This window comes from Pseudomonas sp. LTJR-52 (assembly GCF_003691465.1).
Taxonomy (GTDB): Bacteria; Pseudomonadota; Gammaproteobacteria; order Pseudomonadales; family Pseudomonadaceae; genus Chryseomonas; species Chryseomonas luteola.
Genome location: NZ_CP033105.1, coordinates 1,234,695 through 1,256,092, shown reverse-complemented (window position 1 = coordinate 1,256,092; position 21,398 = coordinate 1,234,695). Strand labels below are relative to the sequence as shown.

General features: G+C 57.7%; 19 protein-coding genes. 1 reads left to right on the top strand and 18 read right to left on the bottom strand.

Annotation, left to right across the window (positions count from 1 at the left end; all coding sequences use genetic code 11):
- Window positions 1–131 precede the first annotated feature (131 nt).
- The 17 genes from EAW52_RS05665 to iolC all read right to left on the bottom strand — a co-directional run bounded on the left by EAW52_RS05665 (window position 132) and on the right by iolC (window position 19,265).
- Window positions 132–371, bottom strand: a complete 240-nt coding sequence (locus tag EAW52_RS05665) for a hypothetical protein (RefSeq protein WP_122041739.1) — start codon at window positions 369–371, stop codon at window positions 132–134.
- Window positions 372–526: 155 nt separating this feature from the next.
- Window positions 527–1,549 carry an ABC transporter permease gene (locus EAW52_RS05660; RefSeq protein WP_019364849.1) on the bottom strand — a complete coding sequence of 341 codons (1,023 nt, stop codon included), beginning with the start codon at window positions 1,547–1,549 and terminating at the stop codon, window positions 527–529.
- A gap of 101 nt (window positions 1,550–1,650) precedes the next feature.
- A complete protein-coding gene (locus tag EAW52_RS05655) occupies window positions 1,651–3,219 on the bottom strand; it encodes a sugar ABC transporter ATP-binding protein (RefSeq protein WP_372238886.1) in 1,569 nt (522 codons plus the stop codon).
- A 62-nt stretch (window positions 3,220–3,281) separates the two neighbouring features.
- Window positions 3,282–4,193: a sugar ABC transporter substrate-binding protein gene (locus tag EAW52_RS05650; RefSeq protein WP_122041738.1), complete on the bottom strand. Its 912-nt coding sequence runs from the start codon at window positions 4,191–4,193 to the stop codon at window positions 3,282–3,284.
- 415 nt (window positions 4,194–4,608) lie between these two features.
- Window positions 4,609–4,770 (bottom strand): hypothetical protein, encoded by a 162-nt coding sequence (locus EAW52_RS25855; RefSeq protein WP_162997595.1) that lies wholly within the window; start codon window positions 4,768–4,770, stop codon window positions 4,609–4,611.
- Window positions 4,771–4,833: 63 nt separating this feature from the next.
- A complete protein-coding gene (locus tag EAW52_RS05640) occupies window positions 4,834–5,769 on the bottom strand; it encodes a sugar ABC transporter substrate-binding protein (protein ID WP_122041737.1) in 936 nt (311 codons plus the stop codon).
- A 27-nt stretch (window positions 5,770–5,796) separates the two neighbouring features.
- Entirely contained in the window at window positions 5,797–6,009 is a 213-nt protein-coding gene (locus EAW52_RS05635; protein ID WP_122041736.1) for a hypothetical protein, read from the bottom strand.
- Between the two features lie 224 nt (window positions 6,010–6,233).
- Window positions 6,234–7,256: a Gfo/Idh/MocA family protein gene (locus EAW52_RS05630; RefSeq protein ID WP_122041735.1), complete on the bottom strand. Its 1,023-nt coding sequence runs from the start codon at window positions 7,254–7,256 to the stop codon at window positions 6,234–6,236.
- 141 nt (window positions 7,257–7,397) lie between these two features.
- A complete protein-coding gene (locus EAW52_RS05625; protein WP_122041734.1) occupies window positions 7,398–8,255 on the bottom strand; it encodes a sugar phosphate isomerase/epimerase family protein in 858 nt (285 codons plus the stop codon).
- A 62-nt stretch (window positions 8,256–8,317) separates the two neighbouring features.
- Window positions 8,318–9,328 (bottom strand): Gfo/Idh/MocA family protein, encoded by a 1,011-nt coding sequence (locus EAW52_RS05620; protein WP_122041733.1) that lies wholly within the window; start codon window positions 9,326–9,328, stop codon window positions 8,318–8,320.
- Between the two features lie 95 nt (window positions 9,329–9,423).
- Entirely contained in the window at window positions 9,424–11,361 is a 1,938-nt protein-coding gene (iolD, locus tag EAW52_RS05615; RefSeq protein ID WP_122041732.1) for a 3D-(3,5/4)-trihydroxycyclohexane-1,2-dione acylhydrolase (decyclizing), read from the bottom strand.
- Between the two features lie 90 nt (window positions 11,362–11,451).
- On the bottom strand, window positions 11,452–12,294 hold the full coding sequence (locus EAW52_RS05610; RefSeq protein WP_122041731.1) for a TIM barrel protein: 843 nt from the start codon (window positions 12,292–12,294) through the stop codon (window positions 11,452–11,454).
- Window positions 12,295–12,344: 50 nt separating this feature from the next.
- Window positions 12,345–13,847, bottom strand: a complete 1,503-nt coding sequence (locus EAW52_RS05605) for a CoA-acylating methylmalonate-semialdehyde dehydrogenase (RefSeq protein ID WP_122041730.1) — start codon at window positions 13,845–13,847, stop codon at window positions 12,345–12,347.
- A 76-nt stretch (window positions 13,848–13,923) separates the two neighbouring features.
- Window positions 13,924–15,390, bottom strand: coding sequence for a sugar porter family MFS transporter (locus tag EAW52_RS05600; protein ID WP_122041729.1), 1,467 nt, complete (start codon window positions 15,388–15,390; stop codon window positions 13,924–13,926).
- A gap of 145 nt (window positions 15,391–15,535) precedes the next feature.
- Entirely contained in the window at window positions 15,536–16,345 is an 810-nt protein-coding gene (gene iolB / locus EAW52_RS05595) for a 5-deoxy-glucuronate isomerase (RefSeq protein WP_122041728.1), read from the bottom strand.
- Window positions 16,346–16,356: 11 nt separating this feature from the next.
- On the bottom strand, window positions 16,357–17,268 hold the full coding sequence (gene iolE, locus EAW52_RS05590; protein ID WP_122041727.1) for a myo-inosose-2 dehydratase: 912 nt from the start codon (window positions 17,266–17,268) through the stop codon (window positions 16,357–16,359).
- A gap of 53 nt (window positions 17,269–17,321) precedes the next feature.
- Window positions 17,322–19,265 (bottom strand): 5-dehydro-2-deoxygluconokinase, encoded by a 1,944-nt coding sequence (iolC, locus tag EAW52_RS05585; RefSeq protein WP_122041726.1) that lies wholly within the window; start codon window positions 19,263–19,265, stop codon window positions 17,322–17,324.
- A gap of 319 nt (window positions 19,266–19,584) precedes the next feature.
- Between iolC and EAW52_RS05580 the strand changes: the two genes are divergently transcribed.
- On the top strand, window positions 19,585–20,730 hold the full coding sequence (locus EAW52_RS05580) for a DUF1624 domain-containing protein (RefSeq protein ID WP_122041725.1): 1,146 nt from the start codon (window positions 19,585–19,587) through the stop codon (window positions 20,728–20,730).
- Window positions 20,731–20,788: 58 nt separating this feature from the next.
- Here the strand turns inward: EAW52_RS05580 and EAW52_RS05575 are convergent, their stop codons facing one another.
- Window positions 20,789–21,304: a dihydrofolate reductase gene (locus tag EAW52_RS05575; RefSeq protein ID WP_010795645.1), complete on the bottom strand. Its 516-nt coding sequence runs from the start codon at window positions 21,302–21,304 to the stop codon at window positions 20,789–20,791.
- Window positions 21,305–21,398 lie beyond the last annotated feature (94 nt).

Here is a 21,398-nt window from a genome sequence, read left to right as displayed (position 1 = left end):
CGCTATTGTAGCGTCTTGAAAAGTCAATAGGACGTTTTTACTAGGACATAATGTCGCCCCTGCCCAGAAGCGTGACAGCAACAGCACCTCCGCTGGAACAAGGGCACATTGGAAGCAGGCCGCTTACATGATCAACCGCTAACCCGCAAAGGACCGCCAACCGGAACATACTCAACAGGTGTCTCACCTGGGAAGTCTTGGACAGGGTCGTCCTGATAGCCGAACCCTTCCTCCTTCAGGTTGATGGAATGCGTGCTGTGTTCTCGGGCACTCGTATTGCTCAGCTTGGTAAACAGGCGATCATCATCCTGCAAGGTGAAGCGGTCTCCTGGGCAAAGCTGTGCGAAAGTAATCGTGGCGGCGGTACTCATCAAGCAGTCTCCTTATAACCGTTGAGGTCTCTTATGAATGGAGAGTTTCCGGTCGATCAAGGTTCCGAACAGCGACCGGAACTGACTTGCAGAGCACACATTGCAGAATAAAAAAGGCTCGCCTGGAAACGACGAGCCAAGACGTAGAAAGCCGTTTAACGCTTGGCCTTGCGCTTATTTCGGTATTGGTCGATGACAACGGCCACCACAATGATGATGCCCTTGATGATGTCCTGGATGTAGGCGTCGACCCCGAGGAAGGTAAAGCCGCTGGCCATGACACCCAGAATCAGGGCGCCGATGACCGTTCCGGTAATACGTCCTACGCCGCCCGCCAGGCTGGTACCGCCAATCACGGCGGCGGCAATCGCATCCAACTCGTAGGACATACCCATCCCCGCCTGACCTGTAGCGGCTCGGGCCGAGGCAACGACACCAGCGAGGCCTGCTAGAAGGCCAGCGATGCTATAGACGATGATCAGATGGCGCTTGACGTTGATGCCCGAGATGCGAGCCGCCTGCATGTTGCCGCCAATGGCATAGGTGTACTTACCGTATTTGGTATACCGCAGGGCGATATGGAAGATGACGGCCACAACCAGAAAGATGATGACCGGCATGGCACCGCTGCCAATGGCGGTGTACGAGTCGGACAGCATGCTGATGGGCTGACCTTCGGTGTAATAACGCGCCAGACCGCGGGCCGACACCATCATGCCCAGCGTGGCGATGAAAGGAGGAATGCCGGTAGCGGCAATAATGCTTCCGTTAATGACGCCGGCCAGCAGTCCCACGCCTAATCCGGCCATGATCGGCACCCAGACCGGCATGTCGGTCAATGAAGGGAAGACCGCGCGGCCAAAATCAGACGTTTGCGCCAGACTGGCCGCAACCATTGCGGAAAGCGCAAGCACAGAGCCCGAAGACAGATCGATTCCTGTGGTGATAATGACCTGGGTAACGCCAATGGCCAGAAGACCAATGATGGAAACCTGGAGAATCATCAGCACCAGGCGCTGGGAGTTCATGAGAAAGCTCTGATCACGCATGACCCAGCCGAACAGCTCGAACACCAGGCCAATACCCAATAGTACGAGCAGAATACCCACTTCAGTAGGAATACGCCGCTTGGTCTTCCTGGGTACCTCAGCTGTTTTGTTTTCAGTGATAGCATTCATAGTAATTTCCTCTTCTCCTGCTTTCGCCCAGGCGAACGTGCCCGCTGACTACTGCCAGGCCGCTATGCGTATCGATATGCGGAGAAAACCTCCGCCCCTACTCAGTGAATCGCTCTGATTCCGGATGCGTGATGCATGATCCGTTCTTGCGTGGCCTCGTCGCGGTCGAGCACGCCAGTCACTTCCCCTTCATGCATGACCAGGATGCGATCGCTCATGCCGAGCACTTCAGGCAGTTCGGACGAGATCATGATGACGGCCATGCCTTCACTGGCCAGCAAAGAGATCAGCCGGTAAATTTCAGCCTTGGCACCCACGTCGATCCCTCGCGTCGGCTCATCCAGAATGAGGACACGCGGGTTGGTCATCAGCCACCGTGCCAGCAATGCTTTTTGCTGATTACCGCCGGACAGGTTGGCAATGCACTGCTCCAGCGAAGGCGTCTTGACGCGCAGCTTCCTGCACATGTCTTCGCAGAGATCGCGCAGTGGTTTTTGCTGGACGAAACCGCTACCGCTGTAATTGGGCAGGACCGCGACCTCCATGTTCTCCAGAACCGACAGGCATGGAAAAATGCCGGTGTCCTTCCGGTCCTCGGTCAGGAGCGCTAGTCCTTTCTGAATCGCCAGACAGGGGTCGCTCATGGTGATTTTTTCACCGTCCAGGTAGATTTCCCCGCTGGTGGCTGGCGTGACACCAAACAGGGTTTCGGCTACGTTGGTACGCCCCGACCCCATAAGGCCGGCGATGCCAAGGATTTCACCTGCACGCAGGTCGAACGATACGTCTTTGAAGATACCGTCCAGGGACAGGTTGCGTACCGAGAGCATGACCTTGTCGGTCGGAGCGGTACGTTCGGGAAACAGCTGAGTCAGCTCACGGCCTACCATCATGGAGATCAGGCTGTCGCCATCCATGCTTTCCGCACGCTGCAGGCCGATGTAGGAACCATCCCGGAAGACCGCGACCTCATCGGCAATCTGGAAAACTTCATCCATCTTGTGCGTGATATAGATGATGCCCTTTCCCTGCGCCTTAAGGTCAGCAATGATCGAGAACAAGTGAGCCACTTCCTTTTCGGTAATGGCTGAGGTGGGCTCGTCCATGATGAGGATATCGGAGTCGTAGGAGACCGCCTTGGCAATCTCGACCATTTGCCGGCCAGCAATGCTGAGGTTGCCGACCGGCTCTTCAGGATCGAGATCAATCCGCAGGCGCGCCAGCAGCGCTTCGGTATTACGGTGCATGGCACCATGATCGACCATGTGCAGGGCGTTGAGCGGTTCACGGCCCAACCAGATGTTTTCGGCAATGGTCATGTGGGGCATCAGGTTGAGCTCCTGATGGATCATGGCGATGCCTGACTGCAGGGCGGCCAGCGGCGTTTCGAACGTCACGGGCTTGCCACGCAAGCGAATCTCGCCACTGTCGGGCTGATGAATTCCTGCAATGATCTTCATGAGGGTGGATTTACCCGCCCCGTTTTCTCCCATCAGCGCCAACACAGTGCCTGGACGAACACGGAGCTGCACATCGGATAGAGCCACAACGCCTGGAAAGCCTTTGCTGACGTTCAGGATTTCCAGCAGGTACTCCGTACCCATGGGGTCGGCTTCGTAATTGATCTGTTTGTAGGTTGAAGGCGTTACAGCAGTAGTTGAGCCGAGCATCTTATTCTTCTCCTCGGAACGTTCGTGAGCGCCAGCTGAAGCAGGGCGCTGGCGTCTGATCGTTATTTACTCTGGAATTGCTGATAGTTCTCGGGGGTAACCAGCTGCACCGGAACCCAGATGTCGCCTTGCAGGTTTTCCTTGTTGACGAGGCGGACAGCGGCATCTACCGAGCCGGCCCCGATACCGACGGTATCGCGGTACACCGTTACACTCAGCAGTCCGCGCTTGATGGCAGCCAGGCCGTCAGCCGTGCCGTCGACACCGCCTACCATGATGTCCTTACGACCGGCCTGACGCAGCGCCATGGCTGCACCGATACCCATCTCATCGTTATTGGCCGCAACAGCATCGATCGCCTTGCCGGACAGGAGCCAATTGCTCATCAGATCCATGCCTTTGTCACGTTCCCAGTTGGCGGATTGCTCTTCTACCACTTTGATATCGGGATATTTAGCCAGAACATCCTTCACCCCAGTCGTGCGCTTGCGCGTATCATCATGGGCCAGTCGGCCAAGGATGATGGCGAGGTTTCCCTTGCCGCCCATCTTTTCAGCGAGATACTCCATTTGCATCTGGCCGATGCGACGCTCATCCGTGCCTACAAACACAACACCTGCCGGGAAACTGTCTACTTCAGGGCGGCTGTTGAGATAAACCAGCGGGATACCCGCCTGGGTAACGCGCTCAGTGATCTTGCGGGTCGCGGCCGTATCAGCCGGGTTGACGATGATGGCATCAACTTTCTGGCTGATGAAGTTTTCAACCTGCCCTAGCTGACGCACTACATCACCACCCGCATCCTCAAGTTGCAGGGAGGCGCCACCGGGTATCTCTTTGGCACGCGCCTGCATGGCCTGTACAAGGTAGGCGATGTAGTTATCGTACTGTGCGACCGCGACACCGATTTTCATATCGGACCAAGCCAGCGGAGAAATAAGCAGGCAGAACAGCAAACCCAGACAGCGCTTCATGGTGGCTCCTTAAGCCTTATGCACCAGCATCATGCTGGCATCGAAAAAGGCAAACCCCGTCGCGGCAGAGCACTGAGCCGGAACGGTTCTGTTCGGAGTGCGACGTGAGCAGGACGAAGGACCATGCTGGTTGCACGATAGGACATGTGCGCTGAGCAAGCTGAGGCTCGAAGCGAGTACGCGACGGTCTACGGCTGGTAGACCGCTCGGAGTCGTCCTGTAAGGAAGAGAGGGTTTCATCGACAGTACCTGTTTGTTCTTGTTGGTGTGCACGCCTCCTGTGGAGGAGGTGCGTTACAGTCGTCAACCTTGGATCAGAATCTACTAGAATAAATTTTCCATTACAACGCAATTTCCGAATTTATTTTTCATTATATAAATAACCCGCTCTACCATAAGCGTTCCAGCTGAACACCTATATGAGCGCTGTGCCGGTCAGCGCTAAAGACACCTGTGCTCGATAATGCCGAGCCGGGTGCCAGAGGATCAGCAGCCCGTTGCGCACCACGGCTCCGTACTGGACTGCCAAGGTGTTGCCGCCGCCCCACCCTATGCACAGCAGCAAAAGCCAGTCCATGGCGCGTACTGGAATCAATGAGGGAGTAGCGCCGCAGAACGCGGCGCAAAAGACGGTGTTGCGTTAGTGCTTGATGCGGCTCTGGAACGAATCCACATTCTCGGGCGTGATCAGCTCATAGGGAATCCAGACGTTTTGCTCAACCGGCTCCTTTCTCGCCAGCTTTACGGCTGATTCCACAGCGCCATCAGCCTGCCCTTTGGCATCCTGAAAGACAGAGGCTGCCAGCATGCCGCGCTTGACCGCGGCCAGACCATCCGGCGTGCCGTCAACGCCTCCGATCAATACCGAGCCCTTTGCCTTGCCGGCCTGCTGTAATGCCATGGCCGCGCCAATTGCCATTTCATCGTTGTTGGACGAAACCGCATCGAACTCCTTACCTGACAGGAGCCAGTTGCTCATCAGGTCCATGCCCTTGTCACGCATGTAATTGGCCGTCTGCTCTTCCACTACCTTGATATCGGGATATTTGGCCAGAACCTCCTTTACCCCCTTGGTGCGGTTGTGCGTGGAATTGTTGGCCAAATCGCCCAACATGATGACCAGATTCCCCTTACCGCCCATCTTATCGGCCAGGTACTGCATCTGCAGGCGTCCGGCTTCCAGGTCGTTGGATGTCACTGTAACCACGCCTTTTGGCAGGTTTTCCTCATCCGGGCGGCGATTGACATACACCAGCGGAATCCCGGCTTTCGTCGCCGCCTCGGTGATATTGCGGGTAGCTGCAGTATCGACCGGGTTGACGATAATGGCGTCGACCTTCTGGCTTACAAAGCTTTGTACTTGGTTGAGCTGCTTGACCACATCGCTGCGAGCATCCTCGAACTGTAACTGAACGCCTTCATCCTTGGCTTTTCTGGCCATCGACTCGCGCAGGTACGTCAGCCAGTTGTCATCAAACTGCGCCATGCTGACCCCGACCTTGATATCGGCTGCCATAGTGGTTGTAGCCATGAACAGCGACAGGGCTGCGGCGGCGATTCGTTTGCTCATCTGCATGATGAATGACTCCAGATATTGTGAGTGTTATGGGTGGAAGTGCATCACGATCAAGCAGAGCCCCAGGGCGGGACTCCCCTTTCTTACGAACAGGAACGCGTCATTCTTGGCGATTACCCAGGCAAGCCAGAAGGCAGCAGGCAGCAGGCAGCAGGAACCAGTCAGGTAAAAGACCGGGTAGGAAAAGCGAGGCGGCGCGGCCAGAAAGGCCGCTTGAGCGCAGAGAGGATTATCGTTCATCGACGGCACCTTTTTGTTTTTATCGGCCTGCCCGTACAAGCCCTGTACAGGTCGTGAAATCGTCAATCTGATTCAGACTGTATTGGAATTTAATTTCCAAAGCAACAGCATATAGAATTATCTTTGTTTATCGTAACAGTGGCAGAAAATGGCAGTTTGCAGGCGTTGTAAAGCCGGGAAGCAATTCTCGGCTCCAGGCTTCTATAAGGATGAGAACGAGATGATCAGCCCAGCGTAATAACCTGACCCTGCTGAGCACTGCGGCGGGCGGCATCAAGGATGCGTGTGGTTTCCAGGGCGTCTTCCAACGAAACAGGCAGTTCGCCTTTTCCGCTCAGGGCAGCTGCCAAGTGCTCATAGAAGAGGTCCCAGCGGCCCCGCTCGGAGGGCACCAGCTCACGCTCTTCGCCATGCTGCATCCAGCCCCAGCGCAGGTGGTCCTCAACGCCCCAGCGGTCCCGCTCGGTCTTGGGTGAACGTCCCGCCAGGAGTGCCTGATCCTGCCCATCCAGGCACTCGATCCGATAGCAGCCTTCGGTGCCGTTAACCTTGAGTCGAGGCCCTGGATTGTGCTGAATCGTACTGCCCCAGAGACGTGAGATGACACCGTTTTGATGGGTAAGCGACAGGAAGAAGTCCTCATCGAGTTGCTGCTGCTCATCCATGAAACGGACCTCGGCATAGACCGAGCGTACCGATCCGAACAGCCAGAGCGCCTGATCGACCAGATGACTGCCCAGATCCCGCAATAAACCTCCACCACTGGCGTTGCCCCGAGTGCCGGATACAAAGGTTTCCACACGCGATTCGAATGTAAGGACTTCGCCCAACTTGCCTGACGTAATCATCCGGCGAGCGGTACGAATGTCCGAGTCCCAACGGCGGTTCATGTAAACCGTGAGTGGCACGCCAGCTTCGCGGGCGGCTGAGATCAGTAGTTGAGCACGCGATTCGTCCAAGGCAAACGGCTTGTCGCTGACGACGGAAACACCTCTGGAGACAGCCTCCAGAATCATGCCTTCCCGGGTTTCGGGCGGCGTGGAAATTACCACAGCATCAACACCAGCATCGATCAGCTCGGCTAGCGTGTCGTAGGCGGGTACGCCGGGATAATCCTGTTGCAATTCGGCGCGGCGCTCAGGTGAACGTATCACGACACCCACCAGGGCGATAGGTGACACTGACGTGATCAGGGGCGCATGGAAAAACCGTCCGCCCTTACCATAACCCACCAAGCCAACACGCATAAAACCTCCGAGCAATAACAGGCCTACCCTGTGTCCGACAACGAAGCGCGTCAGGGTCCTTTTTTAGTAGGGGAAATAGCCGTCTTGCATGACGGCTGCGCAAGCCGGGAGCCTGCAAACACTCCCGGCCAGAAGGACGTATTAGCCGAGTTCCTGCTTGACGCGCTCCAGCATGAAGCGGCTCGACTCATCGGCCCGGTCTTCAAAGCCGAAGACGGCGACGGTAGCGATACCGTCGAATTTCATTTCCCGCAACGTAGAGAAGAAGGCCTCCCAGTCCACTTCGCCTTGCCCGATATCCAAGTGCTGGTGGACGGTGGCGTTGACGCCTGGTGGGTTGACGATATAGCGCAGACCCGACGAAGCTCGATGATTCCAGGTGTCGGCAATGATCACGTGGGTCAGTTTGTCCCCGGCGTAATGCAGCATCGAGGCGATATCGCCCTTGCCGTCATCGTAGAAAAAGGTGTGTGGCGCAGCGTACAGGTAGTTCACGAAGTCTTTGTCGAGGCCACGGATCAGGTCGACCGACTCGTTGTTGCGCTCGCTGAAGTCATAGGGATGCGCCTGGATGTCGAGCTTGATGCCTTCGCGTTCGAAGATTGGTAGGAGCTCTTCCATGGACTTCATGAACTGGTTTTCGCACACCAGCGGCTGGTCCGACTGACCACTGAATTCGGTGTTCATGAGATCGCAGTCCATTTCTACGGAGATCTCGATAGCGCGCTTCCAGTTACGAACCGCTGCCTTGCGCAGCTCCTCATCCGGTGCAGCCCAATGATAGACCGGTAGCAGCGAGGACAGCTTTACACCGGTATCGCTCAGTGCCTTTCTGAATTCACGGATCCGAGCCTTGTCGACGCGTGGGTACTTGTAGAACGGCAGGAAATCGTCCCGCGGGGACAGTTCGATGTATTCGTAACCCAGCTCCGCTACTTTATCCACCATCTTGGGGATGGGCAGGAAACGGTACATGTTCGGGTCCAGACAAATACGCATGATCTGTTCTCCTGTGGCGGCCCCTCCCCTGAAGGAGAGGCCTTTTATCTGTTATGGAAGGCTTACTCGTAGAAGGCAGGACGCTGTGGCAGGCGGATCGGCTCGATGGCGCCGCTGCGCTGGGCAGCCACGCAGGCATCGGCGGTCACGGCGGCGGTGTAACCATCCCATGAGGATGGACCGGTGATCTTGCCCGCCTTGATACCGTCAATGAACGCCTGCAGCTCCACGTCGTAGGCATCGATGAAACGCTGTTTCCAATCCATGAGGATTTCAGTGGACAACTTGGCACCGCTGCGCAACTGAACGGAAGCAGGCTCCGGCAGCTTGGCAATGCCACGCTCGCCGACGACTTCGCACTGGATGTCGTAGCCGTACTGGCAATTGACGAAGACTTCCACGTCGATACGGGTCCCCTTGGCAGTTTCCAGCAGGACAATCTGTGGGTCCTTCAGATGAGCAAATGCCTGGGACGTCTTGCGGGGATAAATGACCTGGGCTGACACATACTGATCGTCCAGCAGCCAGCTCAAGACATTAATCTCATGGATCAGCGTGTCGACGATGGCCATCTCGGTGGTATAGGACTCGCCTACCGTCGGGTTGCGGTGCGCCGCGTGAATCATCAGCGGCTCGCCGATCTTATCGCTGTCGATCACGGCCTTGAGCGCGCGATAGCCTTGATCGTAAGGACGCATGAAACCGACCTGCACCAGCCGCTTGCCATGCTCTATCTCAGCCTCGACGATTTTCTTACAGCCCTCTGCCGTGACGGCCAGCGGTTTTTCGCAGAAGACCGGCTTGCTGGCCGCGATGGCCGACAGCACGAACTCTTCATGGCTTGGCCCCCAGGAGGTGACGAGAATCGCGTCCACTTCCGATGCATTGATCAGGTCGTGGCCGCTGGCATAGACCTCAGCCTCGATGCCCTGCTGTTGGACAACCTTGGCGGCCTGCTCCTGATTGATATCGTTGACCGCCACGACTGTACTGCCCACCAGTGCATGACTGCACCGACGAATATGATCCTGTCCGATAGCCCCTGTTCCGATTACGCCGATACGCAGTGTCATGGTCATTCTCCGTTTGGAATTCTTGTTCGAAAAACGTTGGGGTAATACCGGGCGTGATAGGCATCGCTGCACTCAACCCATCGGCGCCCTGCAAATCAGTACTGTCGCGCTTTGGCAGTGTTCTCCTTGAGCATGCGTGACACTGCCTGGACCTTCTCGCTGGTGGAGACTTCGGCACCACCGACGCGCCACCAGGAGAGGTATTTATGAATCATGGTCTTGGGCAGGACCTTGATATCGATCAGCGTGGAGACCGTCTGCCGACGCGCGTCTTCCAGCGCGGTATGAAGTTCGTCCAGCGTCTTCACACGGTAGGTTTTGCAGCCATAGGCGGCGGCGCTCATGGCGAAATCCACCGGGACAAAGCCGCCATCGAGCTTGCCGGTCTCTGGATTGCGATAGCGAAACTCGGTACCAAAGCTGTCCATGCCGTGCTCCATTTGCAGGTTGTTAATGCAGCCGAACGTCATGTTGTCCAGGAGAATCACATTGATCTTCTGGCGCTCCTGAATGGACGTTGCCAGCTCGGAGTGCAGCATCATGTAGGAGCCATCCCCAACCAGGGCATAAACCTCTCGCTCGGGCTCGGCCATCTTCACGCCCAGCGCTGCATTGATTTCATAGCCCATGCAAGAGTAGCCGTACTCCAGGTGATAGGTATTGGTGCCCTTGCTGCGCCAGGCGCGTTGCAGGTCTCCCGGCAGGCTTCCGGCGGCCGCGACAATAATGTCGTCGTTAGCCAGGGTTTCGTTCAGTGCGCCCAGCACGCGGCTCTGGGTAAGGCTGGAACCGGTCAGCTCAACAAACTCTTCCAGTACGGCACGTGGCAGGTGATCATCGATCTCCGGCACAAAGCCCTCAGTGGCATATTCAACACTGTAGACACGGTCGATCTCCTCCTTGAGCCTGGCACGAGCCTGCTGCGGTGCGTCGCTCCACTGCGCTTTGTAACCGGTGCGGCCCAATGCCTCGCCTAGCGCCTCCAAACCTACCTTTGCGTCAGCCACGACCTGTACGGCGTCGAGCTTGTAGGCATCAAAGGCACTGGCATTGAGGTTGATGAACTGGACGTCTGGATTCTGGAAGATCCACTTGGACGAGGTGGTGAAATCCGTATAGCGGGTGCCAACGCCAATGACCAGATCAGCTTCCTTGGCCAGCAGGTTAGCTGCAAGACACCCCGTTTCGCCAATGCCGCCCACGTTCAGCTCATGGGCCGAGACGATAGCGCTCTTACCCGCCTGGGTCTCGGCGAACGGAATTTCGAAGCGCTCGGCAAAGCGCTGCAGGGCTTCGGCTGCGCCTGAGTACTTGACCCCACCGCCACAAATCAGCAGCGGCTTGCGCTTGCCCTGGAGCAGCGCCACGGCATCGTCCAGCATGGCCTCAGTGGCTGGGCGGCGGTCGATGCGGTGCACGCGCTTCTGGAAAAAGTAATCCGGGTAATCGTAGGCTTCGCCTTGCACGTCCTGCGGCAGGGCCAGGGTTACGGCACCGGTTTCGGCCGGGTCGGTCAGCACGCGCATGGCATTGATGGCAGCGGTCATCAGTTGCTCGGGACGGGCGATGCGATCCCAGTATTTGCTGACAGCCCGGAAGGCATCGTTGGTACTGATGGACAGATCATGGGACTGCTCGATCTGCTGCAGCACCGGATCAGGCTGACGGCTGGCGTAGACGTCCCCCGGCAGGAGCAGCACCGGAATACGGTTGGCGGTTGCAGTGGCTGCCGCCGTGATCATGTTGGCCGCCCCCGGGCCGACTGACGATGTGCAGGCATAGATCTGGCGACGCAGCTTCTGCTTTGCATAGCCCACGGCGGCATGAACCATGCCTTGCTCATTGCGGCCCTGATGGACGATGAGCTCACCCGGGTCCTGTTCCAGTGCCTGTCCAAGCCCCAGCACGTTGCCGTGACCAAAGATGGTAAAGATGCCTTTGACGAACTTGGTTTCAACCCCATCGACGCTCACGTACTGGTTATCGAGAAACTTCACCAGCGCCTGGGCCATGGTCAGTCGTGTTGTACTCATGTTGTCACCCTTTCAATTCCACGCCTGGGGTCGAGTACAGGGCGACATGTGCCGCCCTGCCTTGCCCTTTGTTATAGGTACTGTCTCTGCTTAGGCCGCCTGCCCTTCGGCAGCGTCTACACGTGCTTTCAGATGCTGCATACTGGCTAGCAATGACGGCTGAATATCCGTCAGCGCATGGACGCTTTCGGCGAACGGCTCGAACGACAGGTGGCCGTTATAGCCCAGCTTGAGCAGCTCACGAACCTGTGCGGCATTGCCCAGGATGTCGGCCTCGCCCACCAGCACGCGGTGGCCATCACGGATGGTGTTCAACGGCAGCGCACCGTCCTCCACACCCGAGATGTGCACCAGACCGGTCATCTCAGGGAAGAACTCCTGCTCACCTGCCAAATGATGGTGGAAGGTGTCATGCACGACACGGAACACATCGCGCCCGCCTACGGCATTGATAGCGTCTACGGCATCACGCTTGCGGCGCAGCGAGCATTCCTCAAAGCCCAGCGGCTCCACAAAGCCCAGGATGCCGTGCTCACGCAGGATAGGCGCCAGTTCGGTCAGCGCCGTACGCAAATCACGAGCGCGTTCGGCTTCGCTGCGTGGATCCTTGGGATCATTGAGCGGACACATCACCAATCCTTCGGCGCCGCAGTCGCGGGCGTAGGCGGCCAGCTTTAACGTCTGGGCACGACGCTCGTCATTCCACACATCGAAGGGATACAGCGCATTGATCGACAGCACACGGATGCCCTTCTCCTGGCACAGCTGGCGTACACGCTGGGCTGGGGTGCCGTCCTCGATCTCGATACCTTTCAAATCATTGCGGATTTCGATGGCATCGGCATTGAGGGTAGTGGCAAGCGAAATGAACTCTTCCAGCGGCAGGCGTGGGGCAACCATGCGGTTAAGGGCAAAACGTAAGGGCTGGCTCATCTTGTTGTTCTCCAGGATTCGATAAACGCAGTGCTGGTTTAGGGTATGGGTTATTTGGCGGTCGGCATGCTGAACTCGGCACCCTTGGCGATGCTATCGGGCCAGCGCTGCATGACGCTCTTGTAACGGGTATAGAAGCGGATGCCCTCCTCGCCATAGGCGTGGTGGTCGCCAAACAGGGAGCGCTTCCAGCCACCAAAGGAATGCCAGGCCATGGGAACAGGAATCGGTACGTTGATACCGACCATGCCCACCTGGATGGAGCGGGCAAACGCGCGGGCCACGCCACCGTCGGTGGTAAAGCAGGACACGCCATTGCCAAATTCATGGGCATTGATCAGCTCGACGGCCGAGGCAAAGTCCGGCACGCGCACGATGCCCAGCACTGGGCCGAAGATCTCGTCCTTGTAGATGGTCATCTCGGGCTTGACCTGGTCGAACAGGGTTGCGCCAACAAAGAAGCCATTCTCGGCACCCGGCACCTTGAAGTTGCGACCGTCAACGATCAGTTGCGCACCTTCCTCAACACCTTTGGTGATGTACCCCTCGACCTTGGCCTTGTGCTGAGCGGTCACCAGCGGGCCCATGTCGGCGTCGCCTTCCATGCCGTTGCGTACGCGTAAATTGTCGATGCGGGGCAAAAGTTTCTGGATCAACTTGTCGCCCACATCACCTACGGCCACGGCGATGGAAATCGCCATGCAGCGCTCACCGGCGGAGCCGTAACCCGCACCGATCAAGGCATCGGCCGCCTGATCCAGATCGGCATCCGGCATGACGATCATGTGATTCTTGGCGCCACCCAGAGCCTGAACACGCTTACCGCGGCGGGTCCCTTCCTGGTAGATGTATTCGGCGATGGGTGTGGAACCCACGAAGGAGATGGCTTCGACATCCGGGTGTTGTAGCAAGGCGTCCACAGCTTCCTTGTCGCCCTGTACCACGTTGAACACACCATCGGGCAAACCGGCCTGCTTGAGCAGATCCGCCATGAGCAGGCTGGCGGAAGGATCGCGCTCGGAAGGCTTGAGGATAAAGGTATTGCCGGTGGCCAATGCCATCGGAATCATCCACAGCGGCACCATGATCGGGAAGTTGAACGGTGTGATCCCGGCACAAACGCCCAGCGCCTGACGCATGTTGTAGTTGTCGATGCCACCACCGATGTTGTCGGTGAACGCTGTCTTCATCAGATGGGGCGCACCGCAGGCAAACTCGACAACCTCGATGCCGCGGGTGACTTCACCCATGGCATCGGACAGGACCTTGCCATGTTCAGACGTGATGAGCTGCGCCAGCTCCTTGTGGTGCTTGTCCAACAGCTCCTTGAACTTGAACAGGATGCGCGAACGGCGCAGAGCCGATTGTTCGGACCAAGCCGGAAACGCGGCTTTGGCGGCTGCGACAGCTTCATTCACCGTTTGGTTGGTCGCCAGGGCTACACGGGCCTTCACTTGCCCCAACGCCGGATTGAACACATCGCTGTAACGCTCGGTGCCCGCTTCCTGGACCTGACCATTGATGTAATGGCCGATGACTGTTTCTTGACTCATGTCGAACTCCTTCGGGGCCGCTCGAAGCACGGCGTAGCTAACAAAACCAATGGATCCTTACCGCGATCCGCTCTTATCAAATAGGCTTGGATGACAAGGCCTGACCGGTTTTCCGAGTACTAGCTGGCATGGGCTGACGGCGAATCTTGGTCAGCATCACGCCTTCCATTTTTTCCAGCGATACACCACGGGTTTCAGGGACGAAACGGATGACGAACCAATAGCTGAACACGCCAAAGCCTGCGAACAGCCACATTGGGAAGGCACCATTGAATGTGCTCATCAGGTAGGGATGGTCATTGATCATCGGGAACGTCTGGGTCACCAGGAAGTTGGCAATCCACATGCTGCACACGGCCACACTCATCCCCATCGAGCGCAGACGATTCGGGAAAATCTCGGAGATCAGAACCCAGGTGCCGATCCCCCAGGACAGCGCATACAGCAGCATGAACAGGAGCATCCCGAACAGCGTCAGGTAGCCGTCCTGATGGGTGTACATGGCGTAAGAGGTGATCAGGAGTCCGCTGACCGAGCCGATGGTGCCGTACTTCATCAGCGGAATCCGGCCGACGCGGTCGATCAACCAGGCGCCGATCAGCGTGCCCACTAGCTGCATCACACCAATCCAGATGGTCTGGAACAACGCGGATTCGGTGCTGGCGGTGACGCCCTTGAGTACCATGGGTGCGTAATACATCATCACGTTCACGCCGCTGACCTGCTGAAGCATGGCCAGCATGCACCCGACAAACAGGATCACCCCCAAGCCGGACCTGCGCAGCTCCACTTTTTGCGGGCAGCCCTGGCGGTCCTGCTTCAATGAGTCCTTGATCTCTGCCAGGAGATGCCCGGCATGCTCGGCGTTGGAAATACGTGTCAGCGTCTTCAGGGCCTTATCGTCCTGACCGACCATCACCTGCCAGCGGGGCGACTCCGGAATGGTGAATACCATGATGCAGAAGAGAATGCAGGGCACGACTTCGGAGCCGATCATCCAGCGCCAGCCGTAGTCGACCAGCCACTCCGCTGCTACATCACGGGCAATCAGGTAATTCACGGTAAAGACGATCACCTGGCCGGCGACGATGGCAATCGACTGCATGCCCAGGGCGCGCCCCCGCATGCCTTTGGGCGAGACCTCGGACATATACATGGGCGAGACCGTAGCCGCCAGACCCACGGCCAACCCGCCAATCATGCGGTAGATGACAAACCAGACGAAGCTGTCGACCACCGCAGCCCCTACCGCCGACACGGTAAACAGCACAGCGGCCAGAACGAGCGCTTTCTTGCGACCCAGGCAACCGGCTACCCAGCCTGCACTCAAGGCACCGACGATGCAGCCGATGACCACATTGGAAACTGCCCAACCGGTCTCGGCCGCAGACAAGGAAAAATACGCACGCAGCGAGTCCACGGCGCCGGAAATGACGGCAGTGTCATACCCGAACAGAACGCCGCCTAACGCCGCCACGGCGCAGATTCTCAGCACATAACCGATGTCATGGCGATGTGCATGGGTGGAAGTAGGGATCGTCATATCGCTCGCTCTGGTTCTTGTTCTTGGGTTTCCAGAAGTCAGCTACTACGAAGTTGCTTCTGATCGTGCATTCGGCTCGTGCACTCCCTGAGGCGCGTTGTAGTGGCTCCCGCCAACCATGGCGGGAGTTCGGTGTTGAAGCGGATCAGCCCTGAAGTAACCACTCGTGGGCCGGGTCGTTATGGAATTTCCAGACACGCTTGGGCCCGGCCATCACGTTGAGGTAGTAGGAGGTGTATCCCCAGGGTACGGAAACCGGGTGGTAGCCCTTGGGAACGAGTACCACATCGTTGTTCTCCACAGTCATCGCCTGGTCGATGCTGCGGTCATCGGTGTAGACACGCTGGAAGGCAAAGCCCTGGGGCGGATTCAGACGGTGGTAGTAAGACTCCTCCAGAAAGCTCTGTGCCGGCAGGTCATCCGTTTCGTGCTTGTGAGGCGGATAACTGGAGGAATGACCAGACGGCGTGATCACTTCCACCACCAGCAGCGAATGCGCCTCGGCCGTGTCCGGCAGGATGTCGCAGACGTAACGGGTGTTGGCGTCCTTGCCTCGGGTTGAACGCTTCATGGTCGCCGGCTCGATCAGCCGGGGCGGCAACGTTTCTTCTGGATTGCCCGGCGCCAGACATACAGCAATTTCCGCATTACCGTGGGCTACCACCAGGGCTTCGGTAGCGGGCGGCAGATAAGCTGCATAGGGTGACTTGTCCTCGAACACGCTTTGGCGATCGCCAATGTGTTCCCAGGCAAACGCACCCTTCTGCGGGTGGTTCGCCTTGATGGTCGCCTTGCCAGTCAGCAGTACGATGCACACTTCCCTGTCCTGTCCGTTCACAGGCAGCTCATCGCCATCCTTGAGCTTATGGGCCGAAAAGCCCACGTATTCGAGTGCGTTGTCAGGTACCTGGACCAGCGTGCGGCGTTCAGCGGAGCCTTTGACGAGCAAATCCATACAACCTCCTCTTAATAAAGGGTGAGTCGAGCATTGGCGCGGGATACCAGTGCGCGCAGCGTTTCATACCCTTTCTGGGCGTAGAGATAGCTGGGTGCCACGGCCGGATCCTGTTCGGCCTCCACTACCAGCCAGCCGCGGTAATTAGCGGCATACAAGGTGTCGAGCAGTGGCGCAAAATCGATATCGCCATCGCCGGGCACCGTAAAGGTGCCGTTGACGATGCAATCCGGGAAACTCCATTGGTTGTTACGGGCCAGCTGCACGACATTCTTGCGAACGTCCTTGAAGTGCACATGGCAAACGCGGTCGATATGTTTCTTTAATACGGCCAGCGGATCGCCACCGCCCATGTAACAGTGACCAGCATCGAACAGGAGCCCGACTTCCTCGCCAGTCACCTCCATCAGCCGATCAATGTCCTCGGGGGACTCCACATAGGCACCCATATGGTGGTGGTAGGCCAGACGCACCCCTTGGGACTGGGTGAAGCGTGCCAGAGCCGTCAGCTTGTCGCCGTAAACCTTCCACTGCTCGTCTGTATAAAAGCGTGGACGCTCAACCAGAGGGACCCGCTTGCTCTGAATGGAACCGGCCACTTCGCCATATACCAGGACCTTGGCGTTATTTTCGGCCAACAGGCGGCAATGCTCGGCAATGCCCTTGATTTCATCTTCTGCGCTGCGATGCGCCATGAGGCTTGAGTACCAGCCGGACACCAGCTCCAGCCCGTACTCGCCCAGCACGTCACGCACACCTTCCGGCGTTTTGGGAAACTTGCCGTTGAGCTCAAACCCCTGGTAACCGATCTCCTTGCCCTCGCGCAGCGCTGTGCTCAGCGGGGTTTCGCCACCCAGCGAAGGGAGGTCGTCATTGCTCCAGGAGATCGGATTGATCCCGATCTTGACCGGTGAATTCGTCATGGTTGCCACACCTAATCTTGTTGTTGTCTGGTAGTGCGAAAAGTCGAGACGTATCAGCCCAGGCGGCGAGCCTCACGCCAGGATTTGATCAGGAACTCGAAGGTCGACTGCACCCGGCTGATCAACGCTTCGTCATCGATCTCACCGGCAAGCCAGGCGCGGCTCGGCTCCTGAAAGATCGTCCGGCCAACGGCAAACCCGCGACAGGTCTTGCTGGCACTGGCATGACGGAACCCTTCAGCCAGCTCTTCGGCCGGTGCATTGAGTCCCAGCAGCACAACCCCATGGCAATACGGATCGCGCTCGGTGATAAGTTCATCCAACTTTTCCCACACCGCCTCAGGCTGGGACTCGATCTTCCACCAGTTGGGGTAGATTCCGATGTTGTAGAGCCGCTTGATGGCGCGGTAGAGCACATCCGGCTGATCGGAGGTGTGGTTCTTCGGCGGAATCACCTCCAGCAGCAGCTCATGCCCGCTGACCTGAGCCGCTTCGTATAACCCCTTGAGCTGAGCTTCCTGCTCAAGGCGAAGCTCAGGCTCATCGTCCGGGTGAAACTGCACCAGACACTTGATGATCTGCTCCTGAGGCCACTTGATGAGATTGCTGCCAATGGAACGGCCATGCTCGAACGCCAGGGGACGCGATCCCTGCAATTCCACCGGACGGGCAATCCACCAGCCACGCCCCGTTGCCGTATTGAGGGCATCCTGGCCGAAACGCTCATCGGCCAGCAAACCAACATCGCCCTGCACGCCTTTCTCCCTCAGATCCGCTTCCACCCGCTCGATGGCACGGATGAACAGCTGCTTCAGCTCGGGAATGGCCTTGAGGTCGCGCCCGGCCTGCTGCGCCAGCTCCACCAGCTGACCGCGGTGATCGAAGGCAAAGATGTACAGCGGTTGCCAGGTCTTGCGCGGCACGCTTACCTGATGCAGGCGATTGAGCGCAGGGTCCAGATCCGGTCGGGTAATCGGTATTGGGCTGTTGAAGAAATAATCGAGCTCCGCCAGGGTAGGCATGGCCGGTGCACAGGCATGACGGGAGACGACCAGACCACCACAGGCATTGGCCAGCTGGCAGCAGCGCTCATCATCACCGCCGGTAAGCCACCCGCGCAGGAAACCGGACATGAACGCGTCACCTGCGCCCAGCACGTTGAGCACTTCCACACGGATGCCTTGGTAGATGCTACCGTCCTCCAGGCGCTCTGGAATCTCGCCATGGATCACGGTGCAGCCCAGGGCGCCCAGCTTGACCACCAGTGTCGCCTCGCTGACTTCACGCACCTTGCGAAGGGCAGTCAGCAGATCATCCGAGCCCCCGGCAATCATGAACTCTTCTTCAGTTCCGACGACCAGATCGAAACGCGGCAGGATACGCTGAACATGGGCGCTTACCTGTGCATTGGCAATAAAACGGGTCTCACCATCCGCCTTACCGGTGAGACCCCAAAGTACCGGACGATAGTCAATGTCCAGTACACGCTTGACGTTGTGCTTCTCGGCATAGTCCAGCGCACGGCTGCTCGCCTTGTAGACGCCCTCGGTGGAGAAATGCGTACCGGTGATGAGCAAGGCCTTGCTTGAAGCGATGAAGGATTCGTCGATGTCTTCCTCGCGCAGCGCCATGTCGGCGCAGTTTTCGCGATAGAACACCAGAGGAAAGGTTTCACGGTCCTTGATTCCCAGCAGGACCATGGCGGTCAGCCGCTCGGGGTCGACCTTGATGGCCCGGGTATCACAGCCTTCCTTGTTCAGAGATTCCACCAGGAAGCGGCCCATATGGTCATCGCCGACGCGGGTCAGCATGGCGGACTTCAACCCCAACCGGGCGGTGCCGAAGGCGATGTTGGCGGATGAGCCGCCCAGGTACTTGGCAAAACTGCTCACATCTTCGAGCCGTGCCCCGATCTGCTGTGCATACAGATCGACGCCAAGGCGCCCAAGACAGATGACATCCAACTGACGTCCATTGGCAAAGGTTGTGTCGCCCATGGTGGCTCCTATTTATTTTTATCGGCCTGCGGTCTTTCGCACCGGGGTGCTGAACGAGTTGAAATCAGCCTAAAACGTCTTCACGCATTAATCAAACATTTTTTCCATGTTTTCTATTTTGGAATTTTATTTCCACAAGCGAAGCGAAAAAGTCCTTTTGGCTTGAAGGTAGAAAAATCAGGATCTTGAGCGTTATTCAGATAATCACAGGGGTCATCCAAACCGTAACCAAATGTGGCAGAACCAGGGATATATCATTGAAATAAGATAACATTACAGATCGCACTATCTGCTGATGTGTCTCATGGAACGACCTTAAATGACCTCAACGTCCCACCGCCTCAAAAGCATCGATGCCCTGCGCGGGCTCGTGATTGTATTCATGCTGCTCGATCATGTTCGCGAAACGTTCTTCCTGCATCGGCAGGTCATCGACCCCATGGATGTCGCCTCGACCTCACCTGACCTGTTCTTCAGCCGGATTGCCAGTCACCTGTGCGCACCGGTCTTCGTCTTCCTGACAGGCCTGGGTGCCTTTCTTTATGGCGCAAAGCACAATGATCGGGCTGCGGTTTCCAGCTTCCTGTTCAAGCGCGGGCTATTTCTGGTCATTCTGGAATTTACGCTGGTCAGCCTGGCCTGGACGTTCCAGTTCCCACCCAAGGTGATCTATCTGCAAGTGATGTGGGCCATTGGCCTGAGCATGATCATGCTGTCAGCACTGGTCTGGTTGCCCCGCGTAGCGCTGATCGCCATCGGCCTCGTGCTGGTAGCCGGGCACAATCTGTTGGACGGGGTGCATTTTCCGGCAGGCTCGCCCTTCCATGTCCCATGGGCGATATTGCATGACCGCGGCTGGATCGAATTGGGCGAAAGCCTGCGGCTGCGCACGTCCTATCCGCTTCTGCCCTGGATTGGCGTGATTGCGCTGGGCTATGCCGTGGGCCCGTGGTTTACCCAGCTGAACCCGTCCGAGCGCCAGAAGCGTCTGTTAGGCTGGGGAATTGGCGCCCTGTTGCTCTTCCTGGTATTGCGGATGATCAATGGCTATGGTCAGGCGCAGCAGTGGGTCACCGGAGAAACACCCCTGCTGACGGTGATGAGCTTTCTGAACATCACCAAGTACCCACCCTCCCTGCTATTCCTCTCGCTCACACTGGGCCTGGGCCTGTTATTACTCGTGCTGTTCGAGCGCAAGCCGGAAAGCCGTCTGCTGCACTGGTTTACCGTGTTTGGCGCGGCACCGATGTTCTTCTACATCCTGCACCTGTACGTGTTGGGCGTGCTGTACCGGATTGCCGTTGCCCTGTTCGGCCTCAATCAGGGAACGTACTTCGGCTTTGACCATGTCTGGGCCTTGTGGATCGGTGCCATCGTGCTGGCTTTTGTGCTCTACTGGCCGGTTCGCTGGTTTGCCCACCTCAAGGCGCGCCGCCGCGATATCACCTGGTTGAAGTATTTCTAGAACGAAACGGGGCGCCTGATAGGCGCCCCGTTTTACAGGCAATCAACATGAGCAGCGCCTAGCGCTTGCGTTCCCATACTTCCAGCGCATATGCCGGACGGCCATCCTCGGACGGGTGCTCGTCACGCGATACCCGCTGCCACTGCTGCTCATCCCATTCGGGGAAATACACATCCCCTTCCGGCTCCAGCGCCACACGGGTGAGGTAGAAACGATCCGCATCAGGCAGCGCCTCGATGAAGAGCTGCGCCCCGCCGATCAGCATAACCTCACTGGCGCCCTGCTCCCGGGCCCAGGACTCGGCTCGCGTCACCGCATCATCCAGCGATGTAAAGGTTTCGGCACCTTCGAGCGTCAGATCGGTCTGACGGCTGACGACCAGATTCAAACGCCCTGGCAATGGACGACCCAGCGAGTCCCAGGTCTTTCGACCCATGATCACCGGCTTGCCCAAGGTCACGGCCTTGAAGTATTTGAGTTCTGCCGGCAAGTGCCAAGGCAGACGATTTTCGTGGCCGATCACGCCATTGTCGGCGACCGCCACGATCAAGCTGAGAGGAAGTGTCTTGTTCATAGCCGCGCAGCATAGCAGAGCACAACCGCCTTGCCAGTGGCTTGCCAGTTAACACGCCGGATGCCGACCCGTTATCCTCCGCGCATCCCCAGGA